This window comes from Synechococcus sp. CB0205 (assembly GCF_000179255.1).
In the GTDB taxonomy this organism is placed as follows: Bacteria; Cyanobacteriota; Cyanobacteriia; order PCC-6307; family Cyanobiaceae; genus Vulcanococcus.
Genome location: NZ_ADXM01000027.1, coordinates 1 through 25,326, shown reverse-complemented (window position 1 = coordinate 25,326; position 25,326 = coordinate 1). Strand labels below are relative to the sequence as shown.

25 protein-coding genes and 2 tRNA genes are annotated in these 25,326 nt (G+C 63.7%); 9 read left to right on the top strand and 18 right to left on the bottom strand.

Going from position 1 to position 25,326, the window contains the following annotated elements; genetic code table 11:
* A partial coding sequence (locus tag CB0205_RS0104680; protein ID WP_010314880.1) for a fructosamine kinase family protein occupies nt 1–200 on the top strand: 200 nt, incomplete at its 5' end.
* Nucleotides 201–209: 9 nt separating this feature from the next.
* Here the strand turns inward: CB0205_RS0104680 and CB0205_RS0104675 are convergent.
* Nucleotides 210–575, bottom strand: coding sequence for a CAAD domain-containing protein (locus CB0205_RS0104675; protein ID WP_010314878.1), 366 nt, complete (start codon nt 573–575; stop codon nt 210–212).
* Between the two features lie 66 nt (nt 576–641).
* Here CB0205_RS0104675 and CB0205_RS0104670 point away from each other — a divergent pair, with 66 nt between their 5' ends.
* Together CB0205_RS0104670 and moeB are read left to right on the top strand one after the other, a co-directional pair.
* The gene (locus CB0205_RS0104670; RefSeq protein WP_043705452.1) at nt 642–1,094 is read left to right on the top strand and encodes a M67 family metallopeptidase; all 453 of its coding nucleotides are present in this window, start codon (nt 642–644) and stop codon (nt 1,092–1,094) included.
* A 25-nt stretch (nt 1,095–1,119) separates the two neighbouring features.
* Nucleotides 1,120–2,292, top strand: coding sequence for a molybdopterin-synthase adenylyltransferase MoeB (gene moeB / locus CB0205_RS0104665; RefSeq protein WP_010314875.1), 1,173 nt, complete (start codon nt 1,120–1,122; stop codon nt 2,290–2,292).
* Between the two features lie 50 nt (nt 2,293–2,342).
* Here the strand turns inward: moeB and CB0205_RS0104660 are convergent, their stop codons facing one another.
* Entirely contained in the window at nt 2,343–3,542 is a 1,200-nt protein-coding gene (locus tag CB0205_RS0104660; protein WP_010314872.1) for a cob(I)yrinic acid a,c-diamide adenosyltransferase, read from the bottom strand.
* Between the two features lie 38 nt (nt 3,543–3,580).
* On the opposite strand from CB0205_RS0104660, the gene larE reads away from it, so the two are divergent.
* Nucleotides 3,581–4,438 carry an ATP-dependent sacrificial sulfur transferase LarE gene (gene larE / locus CB0205_RS0104655; protein ID WP_010314870.1) on the top strand — a complete coding sequence of 286 codons (858 nt, stop codon included), beginning with the start codon at nt 3,581–3,583 and terminating at the stop codon, nt 4,436–4,438.
* On the opposite strand, the gene CB0205_RS0104650 is transcribed toward larE, so the two are convergent.
* The 3 genes from CB0205_RS0104650 to recF form a co-directional block, all read right to left on the bottom strand.
* Nucleotides 4,428–4,697 carry a Rho termination factor N-terminal domain-containing protein gene (locus tag CB0205_RS0104650; RefSeq protein ID WP_010314868.1) on the bottom strand — a complete coding sequence of 90 codons (270 nt, stop codon included), beginning with the start codon at nt 4,695–4,697 and terminating at the stop codon, nt 4,428–4,430. The genes larE and CB0205_RS0104650 overlap by 11 nt on opposite strands.
* A gap of 112 nt (nt 4,698–4,809) precedes the next feature.
* On the bottom strand, nt 4,810–5,286 hold the full coding sequence (speD, locus tag CB0205_RS0104645) for an adenosylmethionine decarboxylase (protein ID WP_010314867.1): 477 nt from the start codon (nt 5,284–5,286) through the stop codon (nt 4,810–4,812).
* A gap of 26 nt (nt 5,287–5,312) precedes the next feature.
* Nucleotides 5,313–6,491, bottom strand: a complete 1,179-nt coding sequence (recF, locus tag CB0205_RS0104640) for a DNA replication/repair protein RecF (RefSeq protein ID WP_010314865.1) — start codon at nt 6,489–6,491, stop codon at nt 5,313–5,315.
* A 29-nt stretch (nt 6,492–6,520) separates the two neighbouring features.
* On the opposite strand from recF, the gene CB0205_RS0104635 reads away from it, so the two are divergent.
* Nucleotides 6,521–6,594 (top strand) — tRNA-Arg (locus CB0205_RS0104635).
* Nucleotides 6,595–6,653: 59 nt separating this feature from the next.
* Here CB0205_RS0104635 and CB0205_RS0104630 read toward each other — a convergent pair.
* The 8 genes from CB0205_RS0104630 to CB0205_RS0104595 form a co-directional block, all read right to left on the bottom strand.
* Nucleotides 6,654–7,121 (bottom strand): hypothetical protein, encoded by a 468-nt coding sequence (locus CB0205_RS0104630; protein ID WP_010314864.1) that lies wholly within the window; start codon nt 7,119–7,121, stop codon nt 6,654–6,656.
* A gap of 12 nt (nt 7,122–7,133) precedes the next feature.
* Nucleotides 7,134–10,160 (bottom strand): phosphoenolpyruvate carboxylase, encoded by a 3,027-nt coding sequence (ppc, locus tag CB0205_RS0104625; RefSeq protein WP_010314863.1) that lies wholly within the window; start codon nt 10,158–10,160, stop codon nt 7,134–7,136.
* On the bottom strand, nt 10,157–11,314 hold the full coding sequence (gene gshA / locus CB0205_RS0104620; protein ID WP_010314862.1) for a glutamate--cysteine ligase: 1,158 nt from the start codon (nt 11,312–11,314) through the stop codon (nt 10,157–10,159). Before gshA ends, ppc begins: the two co-directional genes overlap by 4 nt.
* Nucleotides 11,311–12,831: an anthranilate synthase component I family protein gene (locus tag CB0205_RS0104615; RefSeq protein ID WP_010314861.1), complete on the bottom strand. Its 1,521-nt coding sequence runs from the start codon at nt 12,829–12,831 to the stop codon at nt 11,311–11,313. The genes gshA and CB0205_RS0104615 overlap by 4 nt, the downstream gene beginning before the upstream one ends.
* Before the next feature lie 98 nt (nt 12,832–12,929).
* A complete protein-coding gene (locus tag CB0205_RS0104610) occupies nt 12,930–13,352 on the bottom strand; it encodes a photosystem I reaction center subunit II PsaD (RefSeq protein WP_010314860.1) in 423 nt (140 codons plus the stop codon).
* A gap of 121 nt (nt 13,353–13,473) precedes the next feature.
* Entirely contained in the window at nt 13,474–14,826 is a 1,353-nt protein-coding gene (locus CB0205_RS0104605) for a histidine kinase (protein ID WP_010314859.1), read from the bottom strand.
* Complete coding sequence (gene rodA / locus CB0205_RS0104600; RefSeq protein ID WP_010314858.1) at nt 14,826–16,112, bottom strand: rod shape-determining protein RodA; 1,287 nt, start codon at nt 16,110–16,112, stop codon at nt 14,826–14,828. Before rodA ends, CB0205_RS0104605 begins: the two co-directional genes overlap by 1 nt.
* Nucleotides 16,112–17,212, bottom strand: coding sequence for an Mrp/NBP35 family ATP-binding protein (locus CB0205_RS0104595; protein ID WP_010314857.1), 1,101 nt, complete (start codon nt 17,210–17,212; stop codon nt 16,112–16,114). The genes rodA and CB0205_RS0104595 overlap by 1 nt, the downstream gene beginning before the upstream one ends.
* 283 nt (nt 17,213–17,495) lie before the next feature.
* On the opposite strand from CB0205_RS0104595, the gene hemF reads away from it, so the two are divergent.
* Nucleotides 17,496–18,473 carry an oxygen-dependent coproporphyrinogen oxidase gene (gene hemF, locus CB0205_RS14255; protein WP_010314853.1) on the top strand — a complete coding sequence of 326 codons (978 nt, stop codon included), beginning with the start codon at nt 17,496–17,498 and terminating at the stop codon, nt 18,471–18,473.
* On the opposite strand, the gene CB0205_RS0104580 is transcribed toward hemF, so the two are convergent.
* Genes CB0205_RS0104580 through CB0205_RS15255 form a run of 3 tightly spaced genes read right to left on the bottom strand, consistent with a single transcriptional unit; the run spans nt 18,432 to nt 20,198 of the window.
* Complete coding sequence (locus CB0205_RS0104580) at nt 18,432–19,253, bottom strand: hypothetical protein (RefSeq protein WP_010314851.1); 822 nt, start codon at nt 19,251–19,253, stop codon at nt 18,432–18,434. The two genes, hemF and CB0205_RS0104580, sit on opposite strands and share 42 nt — an antisense overlap.
* A 14-nt stretch (nt 19,254–19,267) precedes the next feature.
* Nucleotides 19,268–19,822 (bottom strand): cofactor assembly of complex C subunit B, encoded by a 555-nt coding sequence (locus CB0205_RS0104575; protein WP_010314849.1) that lies wholly within the window; start codon nt 19,820–19,822, stop codon nt 19,268–19,270.
* On the bottom strand, nt 19,740–20,198 hold the full coding sequence (locus tag CB0205_RS15255) for a Pex protein (protein WP_363155080.1): 459 nt from the start codon (nt 20,196–20,198) through the stop codon (nt 19,740–19,742). Before CB0205_RS15255 ends, CB0205_RS0104575 begins: the two co-directional genes overlap by 83 nt.
* A 140-nt stretch (nt 20,199–20,338) precedes the next feature.
* On the opposite strand from CB0205_RS15255, the gene CB0205_RS0104565 reads away from it, so the two are divergent.
* On the top strand, nt 20,339–21,016 hold the full coding sequence (locus CB0205_RS0104565; protein WP_010314846.1) for a ribonuclease D: 678 nt from the start codon (nt 20,339–20,341) through the stop codon (nt 21,014–21,016).
* Between the two features lie 9 nt (nt 21,017–21,025).
* Here the strand turns inward: CB0205_RS0104565 and CB0205_RS0104560 are convergent, their stop codons facing one another.
* Together CB0205_RS0104560 and CB0205_RS0104555 are read right to left on the bottom strand one after the other, a co-directional pair.
* Complete coding sequence (locus CB0205_RS0104560; protein WP_010314843.1) at nt 21,026–21,283, bottom strand: hypothetical protein; 258 nt, start codon at nt 21,281–21,283, stop codon at nt 21,026–21,028.
* A gap of 36 nt (nt 21,284–21,319) precedes the next feature.
* The gene (locus CB0205_RS0104555; protein ID WP_010314841.1) at nt 21,320–22,570 is read right to left on the bottom strand and encodes a lipid-A-disaccharide synthase-related protein; all 1,251 of its coding nucleotides are present in this window, start codon (nt 22,568–22,570) and stop codon (nt 21,320–21,322) included.
* A gap of 43 nt (nt 22,571–22,613) precedes the next feature.
* Between CB0205_RS0104555 and CB0205_RS0104550 the strand changes: the two genes are divergently transcribed.
* Nucleotides 22,614–22,684 (top strand) — tRNA-Cys (locus CB0205_RS0104550).
* 530 nt (nt 22,685–23,214) lie between these two features.
* Nucleotides 23,215–25,239, top strand: coding sequence for an acyltransferase family protein (locus tag CB0205_RS15250; RefSeq protein ID WP_010314839.1), 2,025 nt, complete (start codon nt 23,215–23,217; stop codon nt 25,237–25,239).
* The last annotated feature ends 87 nt before the right edge of the window (nt 25,240–25,326 follow it).

Below are 25,326 nucleotides of genomic sequence, written 5' to 3'. Positions count from 1 at the left end.
CCATGGCCCAGCTCTTCGGCGGTTTCCCCCGCAGCTTCTTCAACGGCTACGAACGGGAATGGCCCCTGGAAGCGGGCCACCAGCGGCGGGTCGAGCTCTACAACCTTTATCACCTGCTCAACCACGCCAATCTCTTTGGCGGTGGCTACTGGCAGCAAAGTGCCGCCAGCATCACCGCGCTCCTTCGCGAGTGGCAATAAGGAACTGAATCAGCCCAGGTATTCCTTGCGCAGACCCTGGACCTTGTTGATCACGGCGGTGCGCTTGTCGCTGGTGGTGAGGTTTTTCCAGCTCCACTGACCCACGACCACCAGGCCCAGCAGCTCCAGCAGACCAGGAACCACAGGCAGCAGGTTGATGGTGTCCAGCACGCCCTTGATCAGGACCTGGGCGACGATCACGATCACCAGAACGCCCACACCCTTACCGATGCGGCCCATCTGGTTCCAGTCCACCTTGTCCAGGGTCTCGTTGACCTTGGAGAGCACCTCGGTGTAGCGCTCGGTGAAATTCGCGCCGGCCTCTTCTGCAGCTGGAGTTGCCGATTCCTTCAGATCGTTGCTGTCGTCGGTCATCAGGATGGGCTTGGATTAAAAACCTCGACACAAGGTATCCGGGTGACTGCCCAAGCGCCAGACCAGTTGCGCGTTGATGGTCATTGGCTGATGGTTTTGGAGCGCACCCTCAACGCCGCCCTGCCGGAAGAGGGTTGTGCTCTCCTGCTGGGTAAAACCAAGGGCAAAAGCCTGGAGCTGCATCGGGTTTGGCCCTGCTGCAACCGCTGGGAACCGGCCCGGGAACGGGACCACCGCTTCCTGCTCGATCCCCGCGAGCAGCTGCTCGCGCAACGCTGGGCCCGGGAGCATGGGCTCCAGGTGATCGGTTCAGCCCACAGCCATCCCACCAGCGCCGCCATCCCGTCCCAAACCGACCGGGAGCTCTGCTTTGGGCCCACCTTGATGGTGATCGCCTCAGGCCTGGGCAACAAGCGCTGGCGGGCCTGGTGGCTGTCCGGGGATGACGACGCCTGCGAGCCCCGTGAATTGCCTTTGCGACAGGGGCTGGCCGCAGGGGACCAGCGTTTGGGAAAGTAGGGAGCTGGAAAGCGATCGGCACTCCATGCTTCCCCTTGACACCACCGGCATCGAGCTGAGCCCCGATGAGGTGGCCCGTTTTGCGCGCCACCTGATCCTGCCGGAAGTGGGCATGGAGGGTCAAAAGCGGCTCAAAGCCTCTTCTGTCCTCTGCGTGGGCACCGGCGGACTGGGCTCCCCTCTGCTCCTTTATCTGGCTGCGGCTGGCGTCGGCCGCATCGGCATCGTCGATTTCGACGTGGTGGATCACTCCAACCTGCAGCGTCAGGTGATCCACGGCACCAGCTGGGTCGGCAAACCCAAGATCGAATCGGCCAAGGCGCGAATCCTCGAGATCAACCCCCACTGCCAGGTCGATCTCTACGAGACGGCCCTCAGCAGCGAGAACGCCCTCGACATCGTTCGCCCCTACGACATCGTCTGCGACGGGACCGACAACTTCCCCACCCGCTACCTGGTGAACGACGCCTGCGTACTGCTGGGCAAACCCAACGTCTACGGCTCGATCTTCCGCTTTGAAGGCCAGGCCACGGTGTTCAACCTGGATGCCGAAAGCCCCAACTACCGCGACCTCTTCCCTGAGCCCCCGCCGCCGGGCATGGTTCCCTCCTGCGCCGAGGGCGGCGTGGTGGGCGTTCTGCCCGGAATCATCGGCGTGATCCAGGCCACAGAGGCGGTGAAGATCATCACCGGCATCGGCACCACCCTCAGCGGGCGGCTGCTGCTGTTTGATGCCCTGGGCATGAAGTTCCGGGAGCTCAAGCTGCGCCCCAACCCGGAGCGCCCGGTGATCGACAAGCTGATCGACTACCAGGAGTTCTGCGGGGTCGGCGGCACCGCCCCGGGCCAAGAGGAAGCCGGCTCCGTCGAAAGCATCAGCGTCAGCGAACTGAAGACCCTGCTGGATGGGGACACCTCCGGCATGGTGCTGATCGACGTGCGCAACCCGCCCGAAGCGGAGATTGCGGTCATCCCAGGAGCCGAGCTGATTCCCCTCGACCACATCGAGAACGGAACCGCCGTGGAGCGGATCAAGCAGCTGGCCGACGGCAAGCAGCTCTACGTCCACTGCAAGCTCGGGGGCCGCAGCGCCAAGGCCCTGATTGCCCTGAAGCGCCACGGCGTTGAAGGTATCAACGTGGCCGGCGGCATCGATGCCTGGAGCCAAGAGGTGGACAGCTCAGTCCCCCGCTACTGATTGCAAGCCCTCAGCCCGGGGACTCCCCGGGCTTTTTTCATGGTCAGCGCTCAGTAATCCACGCCGCGCTTGAGGTCCACCCCACGTTCGGCGTAGTGCTTGTGGCAGACCATCTCGGAGTGGACGCTGGCCAAATCGAAATAGGCCGGGGGGTGCTTGCAGCGTCCGGTCAGGATCACTTCAGTCTCAGCCGGCTTGCGCAACAGGGTTTGCACGATCGGCTCCACCGGAATCAACTCCAGATCAACGGTGGGGTTGATCTCATCGAGGATCACGGTCTTGTAGAGACCACTGGAGATCGCCGCACGGGCGATTTCCCAAGCGCGCTCGGCCTCGACGTAATCAATCGGTTGCTGCTGACCGCGCCAGACGATGGCGTCCCGGCCCGAGCGCAGGTGATCCACCAGATGGGGGTAGCTCTCCCTTAGGGCCGCAATCGCCGCGTCCTCGGTGTAGCCGTTGCCCCCCTTGAGCCACTGCAGGATCAACACCCTGTGGCTTTTGTCCTGGGAGATGCCGCGGCCAATGGCCTGCAGGGCCTTGCCCAGGGCACTGGTGGACTTGCCCTTGCCCTCGCCGGTGTAGACCTCAACCCCCTCGAGGCCCGCCAAGACCGGCTCACCGGTTTGTTCCTCGAAGGCCGGGGTATCGGGGCGCCGGTGAGCGCGCATCTCCGAGTGGAGGTCTGCAATCTGCACCAACGAGCGAGGAGCACCCCGACCGGTGACGATCACCTCCATGCCGGCGGGCTTGGCCGAGAGGGTGCGCACCACCTCCTCGGCATCCAACAAGCCGAGATCCAGCACGGGGTTGAGCTCATCGAGCACCACCACCGAATAGAGCTCGCTGGCGATGGCCCCCTTGGCGATGGTCCAACCCCGCTGGGCCTCTTGCACGTCCACGCGGGTGACCTCATCGGCGCCAAAAAATTCGCCGCGGCCGGTGCGGACCTGATCGATCAGATGGGGGAAACCCTGTTGCAGCGCTTCGATCGCCGCGTCTTCGTCGTAGGAGCGACCGGGCCCCTTCAGAAAACGCAGCAACAGCACTCGGGTCTGCTTCTGCTCGCAGATGCCCAAGCCAATGGTCCGCAGGACGACCCCGAGGGCTGCCTGACTTTTGCCTTTGCCTTCGCCGTCGTAGACGTGAACCTGGCCGCGACTGCGCTCGCTGCCATCGGCGGCGGTTCGGATCCCAATGCCGCGTCCGGTGCTGCGACTAGTGCTGGCAGAGGTTGCCTGCGGAGCCATCGACGCGCCTCTTACCGTTGGATCCTAACGAGAGTGTTTTGAAGCCAGGGCACCCCATCGTTGAACAACTGGAGCCTCCCTTGGTGGAGGCCCTCGGGGCCCTGCGGCAGCGCATTGCGTCGCTTCCGGCGGCCATCGTCGCCTACTCCGGCGGAGTCGACAGTGCCTTGGTGGCCGCCATCGCAGCTGAACAGCTGGGCGATCGCGCCCTGGCGGTCACCGGCATCTCACCGGCCTTGGCACCCCACCTCCGAGCAGAAGCGCAGCAGCAGGCGGCCTGGATGGGCATCCAGCAGCAGGAACTGCCCACGGCCGAGTTGAACGATCCGGCCTACAGCAGCAACCCAGAGAACCGCTGCTACGCCTGCAAGCGGGAACTCCACAGCGTGATCGCTGAACTGGTCGGCCAACTCGACGAGCAATGGCGCGGTGCCAGCGTTCTCGATGGCGTGAACCGCGACGACCTCGGCGACCATCGCCCCGGCATCGAGGCGGCGCGGGAGCGGGGGGTCTCTTCGCCCCTGGCGGAACTGCAGATCGACAAAGCCGGGGTGCGTGCCCTCTCGCGGGCCCTGGGATTCCCCTGGTGGGACAAGCCCGCTCAACCCTGCCTGGCCTCACGTTTTCCCTACGGCGAAGGCATCAACGCTGAGCGACTGCAGCGGGTCGGCGCCGCCGAAGCCTGGCTGCGGCAGAGCGGATTTCAGGAACTGCGGGTGCGCAGCCAGGGGGAAACGGCCCGCATCGAGGTGCCCCCCTCAGCCCTGCAACGCCTGGTGGAGGAGCCCACCCGCACTGCCGTTGTGGAGGCCCTGCTGGGCCTGGGCTTCAGCGCCGTCAGCCTGGATCTTGAGGGCTTGGTGAGCGGAAAGCTCAACCGGGCCCTCAAGCGCTGAGCAACTCCTCAATCAGATCTGCCTTGCGCAGGCGGCTCACTCCGGAGAGCCCCCGGGCACGGGCCAGCTGCTGCAGTTGCACCACCGTCTGGCCCTCCAACTGGGTGCGCGGGGAGGGACGGTGGTCAAGCTTCGGTGGCGCGGGGGGAGCGGCGAGCGCCTGATCGGCGGCGGCGGGGACCCGGGAGGCCAGGGTCAACAGCGCCAAGCTGCCGCCGGTGATCAGCGCCGCCTCGATGGCAAAGGTGATCTCCTGCATGGGGGGAGAGATCGAGATTGGCGGCATTACAGCCAATCCTTCCAAGAGACGCCACTGGTACACGGGCACAAAAAAGCCCCCCGCTGGCGGGAGGCTCGGTGTTCGATCGCAATCAGGCTGCGATCAGATCGGGCTCACGCTCGGCGTCGGCCACAGCCTCAGGGGTCTCGCGGCGGAAGCTCTTGAGCTTGTAGTTACCTGCGTTGAGCTCTTCGCTCAGCACGATGCAGGCCCGCTCGGGCATGGTGTGGTCACCGCAGGTGAACACGTCCACAGCGGCGTAGCCCGACTCGGGCCACGTATGGATAGAGATATGGGATTCGGCCAGAAGGGCCAGCCCCGTCACACCCTGAGGTTGGAAGTGGTGGGTGATCAGATTGAGCAGGGTCGCGCCAGCACGCTTCGCAGCGGTGGTGAGGGCGTTCCTGATGAAAGCTTCGTCGTCGAGCTTGTCAGCGTCGCAGTTGTACAGCTCGAGGATGCAGTGTTTACCCACCATGTCGGTGGCACTGGGTGCTTGGGGGCTAGCGGAGAAGGTCTCAGCTCCAGTCCATCCCGGGTTGGGGTGGAGACAGGCTGCTTGGCTCATCAACGTGAGGCAAAGAGTTCAAGACTTTACTGGCCAGGGAGCACCATTCCTGCCTCAACGGTGACCACCTGAGAACCCTGATGCCAACCGCCGTTAAAGGCCCCCAGGTGGGTCGCGCTCACCAGGCACTGATGCCCCTGGCCCACGGCCTCCAGCAACAGCTCTTGCCGCCCGGGGTCGAGCTCCGCCAAGACGTCATCCAGCAGCAGCAGTGGTGGCTCGCCCCAGAGTTGATGCACCAGCTCGAGCTCCGCCAGCTTCAAGGCCAGGACCAGGGTGCGCTGCTGTCCCGCTGATCCATAGCGGCGGGCCGGCTGGCCGCCCAGCTCCATCGCCACCTCATCGCGATGGGGGCCGACGCTGCACTGGCCCAGTCGCAACTCCTGGGGGCGCTGCAGCAGCAACTGCTCCGCCAGGGCATCCCGCCAGGGGGCTTCCGCCTCCTCACCCTCGAGCTGACTGCCGGGGCAGTAGCGCAGACCCAAGAGTTCACGGCCATCGCTGAGGCGGTGCTGCCAAGCCTGGGCCAGGGGTTCCAGCCGCCGCAGCGCCCGCAGCCGCCGGCGGTGCAGCCGGGTTCCGATCAAGGCCATCTGCTGATCAAAGGCATCCAGCAGACCCTCAAGCTGGGCCTGGGGGAATCCCCGCCGCAGCAGCTGGGAGCGCTGACGCAGTAGGCGGCCGTAGCGACTGAGCAACTCGGCATAGACGGGCTCGAGCTGCAGCACCACTCGATCCAGCCACTGCCGGCGCAGGGCAGGCTCACCGCGCACGAGCTCCAGGTCCAGGGCGCTGAAACCGACGCAGCGCAGGGGACCAATCAACTCGTGCTGACGCTCCAGCACCTTGCCGTTCCGGCGGGCCTGCCGCCCCCCCTGCCGGCGCAATTCCAACTCCAGGCGATCGCCGCCGTCACAGTCGGCGGCGATCAACCCCTGCCGCTCCCCCTGCTGAATCAAATCCCGGTCGCTGCTGCAGCGGTGGGAGCGAAGACTGCCGAGCAGCTCGACTGCCTCCAGCAGGTTGGATTTGCCCTCCCCATTGCGGCCAATCACCAGCAATCGCGGGGCCTCGAGGGTGAGGCTCAGCGCTCCGTAATTACGGAACTGACGCAGCTCCAGGCGGTGCAGCCGAATGGGTCTCTGGGGCCGTCTGACCAGTAAGGTAAGGCGGTGACGGTGGTCTGCTGCCTGCACACGACCCATCTGAGCAACAGATCTTGCTCAGGCCGCATGGGCATGTAGCTCAGTTGGATAGAGCATCAGATTCCGGTTCTGAGGGTCGGGGGTTCGAGTCCCTCCATGCTCGTGATCAGGTCCTAGACCCGTCACCGACATCACCCCGCTGAGGCGGGGTTTTTTTGTGGCCTAGAGGCGCAGACCCATCGCCCGAATACCGCCGGGGTCCACGACAAATCCGTTTTGCTTGAGCGCCTCAAGGGCCACGCTGGGGGCCGCCACCGAAATGCTGCATCCGGGCAATTCGCGCCGTAGACGCGCCATGGCGGCATGGACGATCACCCGAAGCACCTGGGCCTGCTCAGGGTCTTGTGGATCCGCTGAGAGATCCCAAAGATTGGCATTGAGGGCCAGGTCGCTGGTCGCTCGCACAAAACCGACCAAGACACCAGTGGCATTGCGCACGCTGAACTGCCAGGCGCTGCGAGAAAGGGCCTGCTCGAGCCGCTCCTCCAGCCGCTGGGGATCCCCGCACTGCACGAGCAGTCGGTTGAGTTCTGCCCCACTGGGGGACTGCTGACCCTCAAGGCTGTAGCCCAGGGGCAACGCCGGCGGCTGGGGCTGCGAGCGGAAGGGGATCAGAAGCGAATCAAGCAAGGCCGCCGCGCCTCAACCGGTATTGCGCATGCCCGCGGCAATGCCATTGATCGTCAACAACGCGCCGCGCAGCAGCTCACTGCGGCTGTAGGTCCGGCCGTCGTCGCGAGTCGCCTCTTCGCTCATGGGCGGCTGGCGGTTCTGATCCCGCAGCCGCCGCAGCAGGGCCACCTGCAGGAATCCCAGCGGGATGATCGTGCGGTTGCGCAGCTCAACCGAGAGCTGCAGGGCCGGATCCCCATCGAGCAGACGCTCATGGCCGGTGATGGCCAGGACCAGATCCCGGGTGAGCACGAACTCGCGGGCAATCACCGCGAAGATCTCCTCGAAGGCCTCGCGGGACTCCGGGCGTCCCAGGGACTGGACGTAGTGGTGGGCCAGATCCAGGTCGACCTTGGAGAGGGTCATCTCCACCTTCGAGATCAGCATCCGGAAGAAGGGCCAGCGCTGATAGAGCTGCTGGAACAACTCCATCTGACCGGGGTCCCCGCTGAGTTCCTCCTGCAGGGCCGTGCCCACGCCGAACCAGCTGGGCAGCAGGAAGCGGCTCTGGGTCCAACCAAACACCCAGGGGATGGCGCGCAGGCTCGAGAGATCCTTGGCACCGCTCTTGCGCCGGGCAGGACGGCTGGAGATCTGCAATTTGCTGATCTCTTCGATCGGGGTGCACTGCTGGAAGAAGCCGACCAGATCAGGGTTGTCGTGGACGAGGGAGCGGTAGTGGCTGCGGGAGCGCGCTGCCAGCCGAACCATCAGCTCATTCCAGTCCGGCGTGTCATCCACGTGGCTGGTGACCAGGCTGTTCTGAATCACCGCGGTGGTGACCGTCTCGAGGTTGTAGAGCGCCAGCTCCGGCAAGGAGTACTTGGAGGCCAAGACCTCCCCTTGCTCGGTGATCTTGATGCGGCCATTCAGGGTGCCGCTGGGTTGCGCCAGGATCGCCTGGTAGGCCGGACCACCGCCCCGTCCCACGGAGCCGCCGCGGCCGTGGAAGAGGCGCAGGCAGACGTCATGGCGTCTTGCCAACTGCTGCAAAGCGATTTGGGCCTGGTGGATCTCCCAGTTACTGGAGAGGAAGCCGGAGTCTTTGTTGCTGTCGGAGTAGCCGAGCATCAGCTCCTGCAGCGGCCGCCCGTTGGGGCTGGAGCTCGCGATCAGCTGGCGATAAAAGTCCTCGCTAAACAGCCGCTCCATCACGCCAGGAGCAGCCTTGAGATCCTCCACCGTTTCAAACAGGGGGATCACCAAGAGGTCGGAGCGCTGGGCGGTCGGATCCACCAGGCCGGCCTCCTTGGCCAGCAACAACACCTCAAGCAGATCCGACACCGTGTGACTCATCGAGATCACGTAGGTGCGGCAGATGCGGGAGCCGAACTCCTGCTGCAGCCGTTTGACGACGCGCAGAACATCAAAGGTTTCAGCCGTCAGGGGGCTCCACTTGACGGCCGCAGGAATGAGCGGACGGCGGGTCTGCAGCTCAGACATCAACCAGCTGATCCGCTGCTCCTCGTCCATCTCCCCATAGGGAGTGGGCATCTGCAGGTAGCGGGTCAGCTCATCGAGGGCATCGCTGTGGCGGGTGCTCTCCTGGCGGATATCGAGGCTGGCCAGGCAGAACGCGAAGGTATGCACCTGGGCGATCAGGTTGTCCAGGGGCTCACAGCTCAAGCCGCTGCCCTGCAGGCTTTCGTTGATCAGCTCCAGATCGGTGCGGAACTCATCGACCGTTCCGTAGTGCAGCTCCGGTGCGGGGGGAGCGGGCATGGAGCCCTGATTGCCAAAGTCGGGCTGGGCCGGCCGCGGTTCGTGGGGAGCATCCCAGCCGGCAGCCGCCTGCTGCTGGTTCCGGGCCAAGGTCAGCCGCAGCCGCTCAATGACGTAGCTGATTTTGAGGCGATAGGGCTCCAGGCGGTAGCGGGCCGCCCTCTCTTCGTAGACCTCCGGGAAGCGAAGCCGGTCCATCTCGAGGGACTCGAGCAGGGGAGCGCTGACCTGGCTCCACTGCATCGAAATACTCAGCTGATCGCGGAGGTCCTCCACCGCAGCCAAGTAGCGATCGAGCATCAGCTGACGCTGATAAGACGCCGTCCGCCAGGTGATGTCCGGGGTGACCGAGGGGTTGCCGTCGCGGTCGGATCCGACCCAAGAGCCAAAGGTGCAGAAGGCGTCGCTCGGGGGCAGAACATCGGGGTAGTTCGCACCCAGGGCCGTGCGAATCCGCTGGCGCAGCTGGGGCATCGCCTCAAACAGCACCTGCTGGAAGTAGTGCAGGGCGTAATCGACCTCATCGAGGACGGAGGGCTTGAACTGGTGCAGCTCGTCGGTGCGCCACCAGAGGCGGATTTCCTCCTCCAACTGCTGACGCAGGTTGTCCCGTTCCTCGGGATGCAGCAGCTGACTCTTCTGGAGCTGTTGGATCAGGGAGGCCACCCGGCGCTGCTTGTGGCGCACGGTGTGACGAACGATCTCCGTGGGGTGGGCGGTGAACACCAGCCGAATATCGAGCTCCTGCAGCAGCTGCTCGATCTGGGCCGGAGGAACGCCAAGGCCCCGCAGCCGGGTGAAGAGCTCTCGGAAGGTCGCGGGCGAGCTCTGGCTCGCCAGGGGCGGCACAAAGGGATCGCTCAGCTCTTCAGCGTGGTGGGGCCGAAGGCTGGCGAGATAGCTGTCCTCCTCGATGTGCTGCTCAAGGATGTTGACCAGCTGGAAATAGAGGGAAAAGGAGCGAGCGGCAGCAATGGCTTCAGCCAGATCCATGTCGCGGATCAGCTGCACGATCTCCTCGGTCGCCGCCTCGGATGCCTGATCGGGAGCGCCGCCGTCGATGCGGTTGCTCAACGCTTTCATCCGCAGCAACCGTTCCGCCTGGGGGGCAGGACATTCACTGCGCAGCACCGTCTGCCAGAGGTCCTCCACCAGCTCCAACCGATCGCCCAGGAGTCGGGTCACCCGAGGCTCAGCCGCAGGAGCAGAGGCTTCAGTTGCGGCGAGGGTGGGCCCCATAGAGGCGGTTTCAGCAGGGGTGCGCTGCATGATCATCCCAAAGTGCCTGCCTCGTTGATGGTGCTTTGCGCACCAAGACGGGTTTCCAACTGCTCGAGATCCGCTGCGGCCGAGGCAATCAGCTCTGCCACAGACGCGCCCTGGGCATGGGCAACCAGCCATTGCATCGCCTGGTTGCCCTGGCTCAACACCTGCTGCAGCGGCAGCAGCAGCTCAGCTAGACCCAGCTCCCCGGCCAGGGACTGCAGACCGGCGAGCTCAGCGGCAATCCATGCGCGGGCCGTGATCGGCGCACCATCACGCCAGTGGCGGAGTTCAGCGTCCAGGCTGCTGCGCGCCGCCGCCTGATCATTGGCATCGGCAAGGGCTGCCAGGGCTTGGGGATCCAAGTCACTGGCCTGCAGCGGGTCGCAGGCCGCAGGATCTCGGAGGAGTTGGTGAATGCGCAGCTCCACAAACGCCGTCAGGGCCAACAGCAACTGGGGATCCGCCACCAGGTCACAGATGCGAATCTCCAGGCGATTGAGGTCGTAGGGGCGCCGCTCACCGTTGGGGCGCACGGAGGTCCAGAGATGGCGCACGTTTTGCATCGTGCCCAACTGCAACTGCTCCTCCACCCAATCGATGTAGTGCCCGTGGTTCAAGAACAGGGGCACCTGCTCGGGGGTTAGCGGGAACTGGAGCCAACGCTGGGAATGGGCGCCCGTGACCTCCCCATCGACGAAGGGCGAGCAGGCACTCAAGGCCAACAGCAAGGCCGCCTCACAACGCACCAGGCGGCAGGCCGCAAACAGCTGATCCGGATCGGTGAGCCCCAGGTTGATGTGGACACTGGCGGTCACGACGCGGGTGCCGTAGGTGGCCTCGATGTAGGCGTGATAAGGGTTCTTCGGATCTGAGCGTTCAAAACGCTGGCTATCCCCGGTGCTCAAGGTGCTGCCCGGCAGCAGGGTCAGTCCCCGTTGGGCCAGCCAAGGGCGCAGTCGCCGCCGGGGCTCCAGCAGCAGGGCCAGCTGGGTGGCGTAGCTGGCCGCAGGGGGGGTGATGTATTCGAGATTGCGGCAATCCGGCTCGGTGACAAACCCCTCGAGGGCCGCCGCGACTTCAGCCGAACATCCCACCACCGTCCCGTCGGGACGGCCGGTGTAGAGCTCGACCTCAAAACCCTTGAGCAACAGAGGGCTGCTCATGCCAGGCAAGCCAGAGCCTTCAGCATGCCCCGGGCTTTGTTGAGGGTCTCTTGGAATTCCGAAGCCGGCACCGAATCAGCCACTAAGCCAGCACCGGCCTGGACCTGAACCCGCCAGCGACCGTCCCCATCGGGCAGGACGACCATGGTTCGAATCGTGATCGCCGTGTTCAGCGCTCCGCTGAGATCCATGGCGCCATAGACCCCGGAGTAGGGACCCCGGGCATCGGGTTCCAAGGCATGGATCAACTGCATCGCCCGGATCTTCGGCGCACCGCTGACGGTGCCAGCCGGGAAGGAGGCCATCAACAGATCCCAGACATCCCGCTCTGGATCGAGCAATCCCTCCACCTCACTGACGATGTGCATCACGTGGGAGTAGCGCTCAATCACCATCAACTCGCTGACGCTGACGCTGCCGGGCACACAGACCCGGCCCAGGTCATTGCGGCCGAGGTCCACGAGCATCACGTGCTCCGCGCGCTCCTTGGGATCGGCCAAGAGATCCTTCTCGAGCGCCAGGTCCTCCGCTTCACTCCGGCCCCGGGGGCGGGTGCCCGCAATGGGCCGCAGGGAGGCCTTCACCCGGCCACTGCCATCGGCCATGGGCTCGGCCTTCACCATCACCTCAGGGCTGGAGCCAATCAGGTACCAGCCTCCAAAGTTGAAGAAGGCCATGTAGGGAGACGGATTCACCATCCGCAGGCTGCGGTAGAGCTCAAACGGCTCCCGCTCAACCGGCGTTTCCAGGCGCTGACTGATCACCAGCTGGAACACATCCCCAGCGGCGATGTGCTCTTTGGCCGTCAGAACAGCCGCTTCAAACTCATCGCGACTGCGGTTGCTGCTGGTGGGCAGATCCACCGCATCGGCATCCCGCCAATCCAGGGGAGTCACCCCAGAGGGCAGGGGCTGGTGCATGCGCTGCTCCAGCGCGTCCAACCGCGCCATGGCGGCGTCGTAGGCAGCGGTCGCGTCGGGTTCGTCGTGGAGATTGACGTAGGCCACGGCCGTGAGCTGACGCTTGACCTGATCGAAGGCCAGCAGGCTGTCAGCGAGCATCCAGCAGCCATCAGGCGGCCCCTCCGGATCGGTGGGGTGAATCGGAACACTGGGCTCAATCCAACGAATCAGTTCGTAGCCCCAAAAACCAAACAGTTGACCCAGGGGAGGCAAACCCGGAACCGCCGGGGCGTCGTAGGCCGCCAGGGTGTCCCGCAACAGATCAAAGGGGTTCCCGCTGAGGGCGCTGCTGCGTCCATCGCGCCAGCGCTGTTCCGCCGACTCACCGCGCACACTGAGGGTCCAGAGCGGATCGCTGACCACAAAGCTCCAGCGGCCGATCCGCTCACCGCCTTCGACGGACTCCAGCAAGACGCCGTGGTCACTGCCGGCACCCACCTTCAGCCAGGTGGTCAGGGGCGTCTCCAAGTCCGCCGGCCAGGTGCGCCAGATCGGGATGTAGTTGCTGCCCGCCTTGGCCTGGGCCAGAACTGTCGCGCGGTCAGGGGAGGGCATCACTACGACGACGGGCAGGCAAAAAAAACGGGGCGCTTAGCCCCGCCTTTATAGAGGTTGAAGCACCGCCCATTGCTCGAAGCAGTGCAGGTCCTGAATCAGGAATCGAAGGTGTTCTTGCCGATGAACTTGATGCTGGCGGGGTTGCCGTTCTGGCCAATGCGGCGGGCGTTGTGGCCCACCATCTGACGACCCTCGTTCACCTTCTCGGGGAACACACCATCCTTGGGGTGCAGGAACTCGGTGTCACCGCCGGGGAAGATCCGGTAGATCTTGTAGTCCTCGATCCGGGGCTTGAACTTGGTGCGCAACTGGGTACCGAGGGCCAGGCACTGCTCCTTACGGGCGAAATACATGAGGTTCTCGCCCTCATTCATGTGAGCCGCACCGCCGGTGGGGAGCTCAAAGACTTGCTCTTTGGCGCTGGTCCAGGTGATGGCGTACTTCTCTTCGGTCTCAGCGGCGTTGAGCAGACCGCCGGTGCTGCCGATGTACTTCGGGAGTTGACCGCTCAATGTCATGGCTGTTCCGGAGGGGGTGTCGGCAGACCGCAGACCGTTTCAAGCGGAAGCTAGCACCGTGTTTTGGGGTGAACTGGGGGTGCCGCTGCTCTCTTCACACCCGTCAACATTGGTGCCGGTTTTAGGCCACCGGGAAAAAGACCGTGAGGTCATTTCCAGAGCGCTCCGCGAGCCGTCCCCCCAGGCTGTGGAACAGGCGCTGGGTGGCCTGACGGCTCAGCTGCAGGCTGCCGGTGCCGGGGTTCCAACTCAACACTGGGCCGACCCGCTCTTGCAGGTCCTGCTCACCCTCACCCGCGGGCAAGGCCGCAGCACTGAGGCGCAACTTCAACCGGGCTCCCGCGGGCTGAAGGCTCAGCTGCACCACCGCGCCGGCGGGCAAGCCGCGACTGAAACGATCCATCAGTCCGCCCAAGACGGTTTCCAGCCGCGCTGGGTCGGAGAGGACGAACGGCAACTCCGGCGTGAGCAACAGCTCCAGGTTCAAGCCACGGCGCTCCAGCTGCTGCTGCCAGCCGGCCTCAAGCTGACCCAAGAGCTGGGCGAGATCGGTGCGGGCCAGGGCCTGGGCCGGCTCATCGAGCACCGGCTGACGCTGCAACTCAGCCGCCAGAAAAATCAAACCGAAGCGATCAATCTGCTCGCTGCATTCCCCGTCGATTTGATGCAGGCGTTTGCGCACCAACTCCGTGAGATCGCCGCGCCGCAGCAGCGAACGAATCAAGGTGCGAATCGTGGCCAACGGCGTGCGCACCTCATGGGTGAGGGCCTCGAGCAGGGCCAACTCACTGCTGGGGCTGGAGCTGCTGTCTGAGCCACTGCTGCGGTGCACCAAGGGCTGCAGGGTCAGGCTGGGGGCCATCGCCGCCAGCCGCTCAGCCAGGCGGGGCCAAAAGAGCTGCGCCAGCTGCTCGTCGTTGTGCAGTCCACCCAGGGCCTGGATGGACTGGCGCAGGGCCTGACCCTGCTGGGGATCGCTCTGCTGCAGGCGTTCATCGAACAGCGACAGCGCGGCAGAGAGGGTGGGCGGGTCAAACCGGACCACCAGTTGGCGCTCCTGGGCCGAACCCACCAGGGCCATCGCCATCTGCAACTTCGGCGTAATCAGCACCAGCAGGGGGTCCGTTCCATCGGCCTCCTCCAGGGCCAACCGCTGGAATCCACCACTGACCGACGGGCTGGCCGCCGCGGCCGGCAGCAAAGGGGCGTTGCTCTGCAGCAGGTCCTTGAGTTCAGAAGGCGCCCAGACCCAGCCCTGGAACTGCTGCAACAGGGAGGGTTCATAGAGGGCGGGCAGGGGGGAGGCCAGCCAGACCCCGGGCTGAGCCCCCAGGGGCAGCAAAAAATCCTCCTGGAGGGTGGCCAGGGCGGCCCACCACTGCCGGCGCACGCTGTCCTCGTCGCAGCGACCGGCGGGCATCTGCTGGGTCAGTTGACGCCGGAGCGCCTCAAAACTGCAGCCCAGGACTCCCATCAGCGGCGTTTGACCGGTTGCTTAATGCCCCGGGCCACCGAAGCGCATAACCCCAGTCCGATGAAGTTCACCAACATCGCGGAGCGGCCGTAACTCAACCAGGGCAAGGGGATCCCGGTGATCGGCCCCAGGCCGATGGTCATGTTGATGTTCACGACCACCTGGAACATCACCATCGCCCCCACGCCAATCACCACTAGGGACTCCACATCCGTGCGGGCCTGACCGGCGATCTTGAGCAGCCGCCAGATCCAGGCGACAAAGCCCAGAACCACCAACGCCGAACCCAGAAATCCCGTTTCTTCGCCCAGGGCGCTGAAGATGAAATCGGTGTGCTGCTCTGGGATGAAGCGCAGCAGGGTCAGATGGCCCTGGAGCAGACCGGTGCCGAACCAGCCTCCCGAGCCAATGCCCACGGTGCTCTGCAGCAGGTGGTAGCCGCCGCCCAAGGGATCCTTGTTGGGATCGAGGAAGAGGGTCAGGCGATCCCGCTGGTGGGGCTGCAGAAAGTTGTTCCACAACCAGGGGGTCCCCACAGCGAACAACCCCTGAATGGCCACCACGGCCATCGGTGCCAGGCGTTTCCAGGGCAGCGAACGGGCGGCCACAACAGCCATGACCGGAATCCAGAGCACCAAAAGCCACGGAACGACCCCGGCGAGCACCGAGGTGACCACCGGCGAGATCAGGAGCACAACCCAGGCCCCCGGCATCCCGGACCAGAACATCATCACCAGCAGCACCGCGCCAAACACCAAGGAGGTGCCCAGGTCGGGCTGGATCAAGACCAGCAGCCAAGGGACGCTGATGGTCGCCACCGGCCGCACCAGGTCCACGGGCCGCTCAACGGGATGGCGCGACAGGACCTGCGCCAATAGAAGAATGGCCGCGATCTTGGCGAACTCAGAGGGCTGGACATTGAAGCCAGCGATGTTGATCCAGCTCTGGGCCCCCAAGGCGCTCACCCCGATCAGGCGCACCGCGATCAAGCTGGCGACCATGGCGCCATAGATCGGCCAGGTCCAGCGAGAGATGCGCTCCACTGGGACCTTGGCCAGCAGCAGGGCAATGACCAAACCCACTGCCGCCGTCACCCAGTGCTGGTACCAATCGGCGTAACCGGCCTGGCGCTGGGTGCTGGCGATCAGGAAGCCGGCGACGAAAATCATCGCCAGGGGGATCCACCACAGGATCTTGTCGACGCCGGCGAACCAGCGGCGCCGGCGTCCATCCCGTTTGAACAGCAGGCCCCCGCGGCGGCGATCCCAGAAGCCCGAGAGCGTCATCAGCGCGTGGCCACCGGAAGGCGGCCCGCCAGCGCGGCAAAGGCGGAGGCCGTCGCCGACTCCGGTGCACTGACGGTCACAGGCCGGCCTCCGTCACCGCCTTGAACCACCGCCAATTCCATCGGCAACTGGGCCAAGAGCGGCACACCGCTCTCATCGGCCAGGCACTGGCCGCCACCGGAGCCAAAGAGCTCGTAGCGCTTCTCGGGGGCATCCGGCGGAATGAAGGCCGTCATGTTCTCCACCACACCCAAAACCGGAACCCCCAGTTGCTGGAACATCGCCAAGCCACGGCGAGCGTCCTGCAGAGAGACCATTTGCGGTGTCGTGACAATGATCACGCCAGCCATCGGCACGGCCTGGGCCAGGCTGAGCTGGGCATCACCCGTCCCCGGAGGCAGGTCAACCACGAGCACATCCCGCTCACCCCACTCGACTTGGTAGAGGAACTGGCGAATGATGCCGTTGAGCATCGGGCCGCGCCAGATCACGGGTTGATGGGCATCAATCAGCAGGCCCATCGAGACCATCGCGATGCCGCAACTCTCAATGGGAGTTAAGACCTGGTCGTTGCCGCTGCCCCGCACCTGCGGGGTTTGATCGGCCACGCCCAGCATCGTCGGGGCATTCGGGCCATAGATGTCGGCATCGAGCAGACCGACCTTGAGTCCGCGCTGGGCCAAGGCACAGGCCAGGTTCACAGCCACGGTGCTTTTGCCCACGCCCCCTTTGCCACTGCTGACGGCGATCACCTGCTTGACACCAGGAATGGCCTGGCGCTCAGGACCACCGCCTCCATGACCAGCCGCGCCGATGGGAGCGCCCCCCTGGGAGGGGGCCTGCGGGGTCGCCTGGGTCAACTCGATTTGAACGTCATCAATCCCGCCGAGCTGGAGCAGGGCACCACGGGCATCGGCGGCGATCCGGTCCCGCTGGGAGCTGGCGTATCCGGGCAACGCCAGCTGGAACACGACGCGGTTGTTCTGGACCCGAACCTCTTGGATCCACTGCAGATCCAGAAGGCTGCGGCCGGTGCCGGCATCTTTCAGGGGCTCGAGGGCGGCGAGGGCCTCTTTCAGGGCCTGGTCTGCGCTGGCCATCGGGCGATTACACGGTGCTCCGGATCCTAAAAGCGTTGGCCCAGAGAGGCATCCCCAAGGTCAGGGCCCGGCGGGATCACGAACCCTCTCGAAAACTTGTGCAGCGGTGGGTCGGACTGAAAAGGTGGTCCGATTCCCCCTGCCCCACGGCGCGAGCATCGATGTTGAAGGGTCTGCTGTCCCGTGCCAAGGCCAAGCTGGCGAGTGAGACCTCGGCGACCTCCGGCGCCGTCACCCTCGAGGCTCCCCCGCCAACTCCCGCGAGCGGGCGCGCGCCCTGGTGATGGGGCTGCAGGATTCCATCTGCGCTGGCCTGGAGCAGTTCGACGGCGGCGGGCGCTTTGAAGAGGAAAGCTGGGTTCGCCCCGAGGGCGGTGGTGGCCGCTCCCGCGTGATCAAAGGCGGCCGGGTGTTTGAGCAGGGCGGCGTGAACTTCTCTGAGGTGGAGGGCACCGAGCTCCCCCCCTCGATCCTCAATCAACGGCCCGAAGCCAAGGGCCACCGCTGGTATGCCACCGGCACCTCGATGGTGCTGCACCCCCGCAACCCCTTCATCCCCACCGTTCACCTCAACTACCGCTACTTCGAGGCCGGTCCCGTCTGGTGGTTTGGCGGCGGCGCTGACCTGACCCCCTACTACCCCTTCCTGGAGGACGCCAAGCACTTCCACCAAACCCTGAAGAACGCCTGCGACAGCGTTAATCCGGCCTATTACCAGGTGTTCAAGCCCTGGTGCGACGAGTACTTCTATCTGAAGCATCGCGATGAGACCCGGGGTGTGGGCGGCATCTTTTACGACTACCAGGATCCCCGCGGGGTGCTCTACAAGGGCCAAGCCCCAGAGGGACCGGCTGCCGCAGCAGGACAAGGGGTCGGCCCCATCCAGCAGAGCTGGGAGCAGCTCTTCAACCTGGCCAGCGCCTGCGGGAACGCGTTCCTACCCAGCTATCTGCCGATCGCTAAGAAACGGCAGCACACCCCCTACGGCGAGCGGGAACGTCAGTTCCAGCTCTATCGCCGCGGCCGCTACGTGGAGTTCAACCTGGTGTTTGACCGGGGCACGATCTTTGGCCTGCAAACCAACGGCCGCACCGAGTCGATCCTGATGTCCCTGCCCCCCTTGGTGCGCTGGGAGTACGGCTACAAAGCCGAGGAAGGCAGCCGCGAGGCCCTGCTGACCGATCTGTTCACCCGGCCCCAGAACTGGCTGGGTGATGACTCACTGGTTGGTCGCTGCCAGCCCCACGGCGCCGTGAGCTGAGACGGGAGGTGGAGCCGCCACCAAGCGGTGGCGTCCTAAGCCGGCCTCCAAGGCAGCCACAACCCGTTCACTGATCACAGCCAAGGCCTGATCGCGGCTGCGGGGATTGCGCAGGGCAGGCTCCAGGGGAGCCTCGAGCTTCCCGATCTCCAGCAGGGTGATGCCCCGTTTCGGACCACCCAAACCACCACGGAAGCGCAGGGGATAGCCGCCAAAGGCAACCGCGAGGCTCTCATCCAAGGAGCTCAAGGGGCGATGCAGGGCCGGGATGACCCCCGAGCCGATGCCATCGGGGCCATAGGCATCGAAATGGATCTCCACCGCGTAGCCGCCGGCCTCCGCATGGGCCTTGCCCACGCTCCAATTCGTGCGCGGATCATCGCCATCGAGGATCGTGCGCGCCGGGGGGTCATAGAAGCGGATGTTCAACCCCCGCTGACGGCCCAGCTGGACGACACGGCGTGCGACCTCCAGATTCCAATAGAGCTCGTCGCGGATGCCCTGCTGCATGGGCTTGGCACCACGGATATCAACCGAGTAGCCGGAGGTGCCGGATCCCGGAATGGCCTGGGAGTCAGCGTGGCCAGCCATGACCAGGATCGGAATGGTGCTGGCGACTTGCCGGACCCCAATCCAGTCCCGTCCCAAGCGCCCGCGCGGCCCGGTCAAGGCATCTGCGGCACCGGGAGCTGGGGCCGGCGCCTGAGCGTCAGCGGCCAGGGCCAAGCTGGCGGCAGCCAGGCTGGCCAACAGCAACGTGCGGCGCCGGGGAAACCTCATCGGCCCATCCTGGCTCAGATCGGCGAATGCAACAGATCGCCCACACCAAAGAGCCCCAACTGGGGCCCCATCTCCTGCTCCAGGGCGATCAACTCATCGCGATGGGCCCGCATCTGCAGCGCACTGCCGGTGGCCTCGTCGTGGCTGATCAGGCGCAATTCCACGGTTTCAGCCCGCGCCGCGCGGCGGCGATAGACCACCCCAGCCAAGGGACCCAGCAGGGTCAAGAGCAGGGGCCACCAGGCCAGGGCGGGCAACAGCTGACAGAGCACCAGGCCCAGACAGGCCGCACCGACCCCTCCCAGCACAGAGAGCAACAGCGCCAAGGCGCCACTGGCCTCCACCTGACCGGAGAACTTCAGCAAACGGCGCTCCGGGTTGGCCTCCTCGGCCACCCAGCCGCGCCCCTTCAGCCACTCCGCCAGGGCCGGAAGCACCTCGAGCGGAGGCTTCGAGGAGCGGATTTCAACAACGGTCGTGCGGTCCTTACTGGCGGCCCGCAGAAAGAACACCAGACCGACAACCAGCAGCAGGGTGAGGGGCAGGGTGGAGCCCAGGGCCTGGGGCATGGCTGCTGGCGTGAAGATTTCGCTCATTCTCCTCGAGCCAGTGGCGCCATGGCGGCATCAACTGCTCAGCGTCGCCGCGCCGGGTCTCGAGAAGATGCAACATCCGCCGCGGCCGCCCGCGGCTAGGGCAGCGTTGGGCGTAGCTGGCGATCGTGCCGTCCTGGTCCAAAAAGCCCAAGGCCTGCTGCAACACGGTCTCCGACAGTCGCAACTTGGGATGGGAGGCCGAGAGGTCCTGCATCAGGGCCGTCGGGTAGGTGTCGGCCTCGAGCAGCCGCTCCAAAATCCAGCAGACGGCCAACTCCAAACTCAAGTGCTGGACAGGCGGACGCTCAAAAAAGGCCCGAATGGACTCCAGACCAGGCCGTGGGGGCAAGGGACGAGAACGCATTGAAGGAGAGGGGCCACGCGCTGACCAACTGCTAGCGCGATCTCACTTTGATACGCAAAAGCGACAGATGATCTTGAGATTTGCCGTCGGTCCGCGACGATGGATCGCAGTTGAACCATCCCCCCTTGAGCAGCGCCGCCTCCGCCGTCTCCGCCCCTGCCGCGGGATCGAGCCCTGCTCGCTTTGCCGTCCTGGATCACGATCTGAACCCTGAGTGGCGCGCCCTACTCGGGGCCTCCAGCGCCCTCGCGGTGGACACCGAAGCCATGGGCCTGATCCACGGCCGCGATCGCCTCTGCCTGGTGCAAATCAGCGACGACCACGACAACGTCTGCTGCATTCGCATCCACCGCGGCCAAACCGAGGCACCTCTGCTCAAAGAGCTGATGGAAGCAGCCGGCATCGAGAAGGTCTTTCACTTCGCCCGCTTCGACGTCGCCGCCCTCGCTGAAGGCCTGGACATCCACGTCAGCCCCATCTTTTGCACCAAGATCGGTAGCCGCCTGGCCCGGACCTACACCAACCGCCACGGCCTCAAGGACCTGGTCAACGAGCTCTGCCACGTCGAACTCGACAAAGGGGCCCAGAGCAGTGACTGGGGACGGGTTGAGGAACTGAGCGAGTCCCAGCTGGCCTATGCCGCCAATGACGTGCGCTATCTCCTGGCCGCCCGGACCCGCTTGATCGAGATGCTCGTGCGCGAAGAGCGGCTGGATCTGGCCCAGCGCTGCTTTGCCTGCATCCCCGTGATCTCGGATCTGGATCGCGGCCGCTTCGGCGCGATCTTTGAGCACCGCTCTTAAGGAAGGGGCTCAGTCATCCCCGAGATACATCTCTTCCTCCTTCACCGCCTCGAGCAGCACATCCAGGAGCTGACGGGATTCCTGGCCCACGCCCTGGGCCTCCAGCAGGAGGCGCTGGGCGATCAGCAGACGCCCCTCGTTGTCGCGCACTCCCTCCTTGGCCGCCACCAGATCAACCTTGCGGCGGGCCGAGGCCAGGCTGATGCTCAAGGCACTGGCGAGCTGTCCGCAGGCTTTTGCGTAGTCCTTGTCCTGGGGAGCTGCCATAGGGGCGAAGCAACGCGGCGGTTGATCAAGCCCCCATCATCCCGTTGCGCCGTCCGCGCTCCCCAACAGGCGCTCCTCGATCGCCCGCGAGAGGGCCACGCTGCCGCCCGCCATCCCCATCCGCTGGGTCCCGATGGCCCCCAGCTGCCGGGCGAGACCCGGGTCACCCAGGAGCAACTCGGCCCGCTCCGCCAGTACGGCAGAAGAGCGACAGACCGCCACGGCACCGCCGAGCAAACGGCTCTGGCGCTCCGCAAACCCCCGCTTGAACTGGGGCCCGGGGCCAGGCAACGACAGCGCCGGGATCCCCAGTCCCACCAGCTGCTCGGTGGCCGTTCCCGCAGAGGCCAGGCCCAATTCCGCCCAACAGGCCCAGCGCGAAAAACAACCGGGGCCAATCAACAACAAGCGGCGGCCGCAGGCCCAGGCCGCGGCTGCCCCCAGATCCGCCAGGGCCTCTGGCGGATCGATGGGCTCGTAGCCCAGGTCCAGCAGCAGTGGTTCCCATTCATGGGGAGCCGGGCGTGAGCCGGTCGGCGCCAACACCAGCAGGGGAGCCCCGCTAGGCACCAAGGCGAGGGACTCCAGCAGGCGCTTGAGGTTGCCCGCCGCCTCGGGCATGCGACTGCCGCCCAGCAGCAAGACACGCCGCCAATCCCGCAGGGCCAGCGGCAGGGTCCCCAGATCCAGGCCGTCCATCATTGGATTACCCGGGGCAATGGCCGCCACGCCATGGCGCCGCAGCCCCCGCGCCGTCAGGCGATCCCGCATCGCCGCCAGACGGCAGCGGGGGCCAGCCATCAGGGCCCATTCCCAGGGGTCCCACTCACTGCCTTTGAGGCGGTGATACAGGGCCGCGATCCCCGGCGCGCCGGCCCAGGTGTAGTCGCTCTTGGGGGTGCCGATGAAGCCATAGGGACCGCCGCCAGACCAGGCCAGCAGCAGGGGCAGCAGATCCCCCACCGCCAAAACGGGATCACCCGCCTTGCCCCAACGGCGCACAAAGCGCCACTGCCGCAGGGTCAAGCCCAGAACCCCAGCGCCAAGATCCGCCAGAAGCCCCCGCAGGCTCTGATTGCTGAAGCCACCGCTGGGAAGCTGACGGCGCGGCCCCACCCGGCGCAGCAGCCCCTGCTCCTCAGCCCCCCGGTAGGCAGCACCCTCTCCGACCATCGGCAGCACCGCCACCTCGATCTCGGGGCGCCTCTGCTTCAAGGCCTGGATGACCCGCAGGGCGATCAGGTCTTCCCCATGGCCGTTGCTCAGGACCAGCAGGCGGCCAGGCATCCCGTGACTGATACGATCCGTCCCTGGGAGTTTGCTCCCAAGCGGCGGCATGGCCAAGTGGTAAGGCAGAGGATTGCAAATCCTTTACCCCCAGTTCGAATCTGGGTGCCGCCTCTGACTTTTCACGAAAGGGATGCCCCACATCTGGCGCCCCTATGCGGATTCCAGCATCCGCACACCACATCTGGTGCCCTCTGTTATTGGGACCTGGAAACCCCACCGCTGATAGGCGGAAGGTGAGCGGAAGGTGACAAGGGTTGCTCCTGTGGTCATGGAGGGGTCCCCAGGATTCACCTTCCCAGCGCTTGCGCTTCTCTCCTTTCGCCCCATCCACCCCGTGGCGCTAAGGAGCACCACGCAGCGCCTTCACCGACGCCCATAACTCCCCCTGGACCCTGCGGGACCTCCCAGAACACTCCTGGCACTTTGCGCTCCTACCGCCCTTCCTGAGGCGCCTCAACACCCGCAGCGCAATCACCTGGATCAAGGGACGCCAGGGCACCGTTGCCACAGGAGCAAAGCGGAGAGCAGCGAGTAAGCGATAGACCAGCACCTCCAGACCCCCCTGGTGGATGAGGGGGAGAAATGGAGAGCGGTCGACGCGGCGAAGAGCGGCGATATAGTTTTGCCCCCCCTAAAAGCAGATGGCGGCAGCATCAGCACTATCAACTACCAATAAAACTGCGCCAATCAAAAGCGAATACCGCCCCGAGATTGATGGTCTGAGAGCATTTGCGGTGGTTGCTGTCATCATCAACCACTTCAACAAGGATCTGCTCCCGAGTGGATATTTGGGCGTTGATATTTTCTTTGTGATCTCTGGGTATGTAATCACCTCGTCACTGGCGGATAGGCGTTCCAAGAATTTCCTGGATTTTGTTACTGGGTTTTATGAGCGACGAATCAAGCGCCTGGTTCCTGCACTAGTTGTATTTGTTCTGATCACCAGCGTTCTGATTTCCCTGTTCAACCCAGATCCTGATCTTGCACTTGAAACTGGGAGCACATCACTCTTTGGATTTTCAAACTTCTATCTACTAAAACAATCAACTGATTACTTTGACCAATCCACGCAACACAACCCCTTCCTGCACACTTGGTCGCTCGGAGTGGAGGAGCAGTTTTACCTTCTGTTTCCGCTTCTGATCTGGTTCTCGGGATTCGGGCAGCAGAAAGCAGGAGGAGCAAGAAATCTTTTCTTCTGGGTTGGGGCGCTTACCATTGCTTCACTTATTGGATTCATTTACATCTATCAAGTCAATCAACCTGCTGCTTACTTCTTGATGCCTCCTCGTTTTTGGGAGATGGCAACAGGATGCCTGATCTTCATTGCATTTAAAAAACGGGCAAAAATTGAGCAAATACTTGAGCAGGTGCCTCCCGTCTTGATTGTAGCGGCGATGGTCGGAGTGATGTTTCTGCCAGTTTCAGCAGGATTTCAAGCAACTATTTCCATGGTTGTGTTGTCTGCAATTCTTATCGCTTGCTTAAAGCAAGGTACTGCCGCGTATGAACTCTTCACTCTAAAAAAAATTGTATATATAGGTCTCATCTCCTACTCGCTTTATCTATGGCATTGGACGGTGCTTTGTATAAGTCGTTGGACGGTAGGAATTCATTGGTGGTCTGTGCCAATCCAGGTATTACTGATGTTTCTGATGGCGATGGTCTCGTTCAGATTCGTTGAAACACCGCTTAGAAGAAAGAAAATCTTGTTACGCCGTTGGCAAGATATTGGGGTAGGACTGGTTTTCTCAGCATTTACATCAATATTGCTTCTCGGATATGCCAAGTCGCCCCATTCGAGCATGTATCTTGGTTCCAGGCAGCTAGACAGGATGTCGAGGCAACCTCAAAGCAAGCAATGCAACATATATGCCGACTATCCCGAAGCAATGAAACTGACTGAGAGATGTGGCATGAGAAGTTTTCCGGGGCGACCAACTGTTTATTTACTGGGGGACAGTCACTCCTCTCAATTTAGCGACTCTATTGCCGAATATTCAAGGCACAAAAAGTTTAATTATATCACTGTTTGGGGAAACGCATGCCATTTCCCAGCTGCAGTTGTCAGGAGCGGGGGCAACGATTGCTACGATCGGCAGCGCCTGGTTGAAGAAAAAGTCCTTTCTCTCGTCAAAAAACATGATGTCGTAATCATTGGAAATGCGCTTTATGGTTATTTCTACGCTGGATGGGGCAGTGAAAATAAGTATTCCACTAGAAGCGGCAGAGATCTTGCAATCGACGATGCCGCCATGGTCTATTCTGGGAGATTCAGGGAAGTAGCAGGCAAGATTGTTTCAAAGGGAGGAAAAGTAGTTCTATATGTTGACTCTGTTTTGTTTCCTGAACTTCGCAAAATGGGATATATGTGCAAGGAGGAATGGTTCAGACCGCGATGGCAAATCTCGCCCGGATGTTTCCACTCTCTCAAAGATCATCTGGGTATTATTGAGCGCTACTTTTCTTGGCGAGACGCCTGGCAGAATGGGAGGAGTAAAATTGTCTGGAATGCTTACAGGTTTGGAGATTCGTGCCTAGGGGACCTGTGCAATGCTTCCAGATATAATGACAGGGATCATTTTTCAAAAGAATATGCCGCCCAGCATTTTTACTCGTTTATTAAAGAAAATCCAGGACTTTTTAAAATTGAGCAGCAGCAATGATGCCTCTATTGCCACTTAATTCGGGTGATTTAAAGAAAAAAGTGCTCAACTCTTATTGATGGGATCGCGCCTTTGCTCACGACTGAC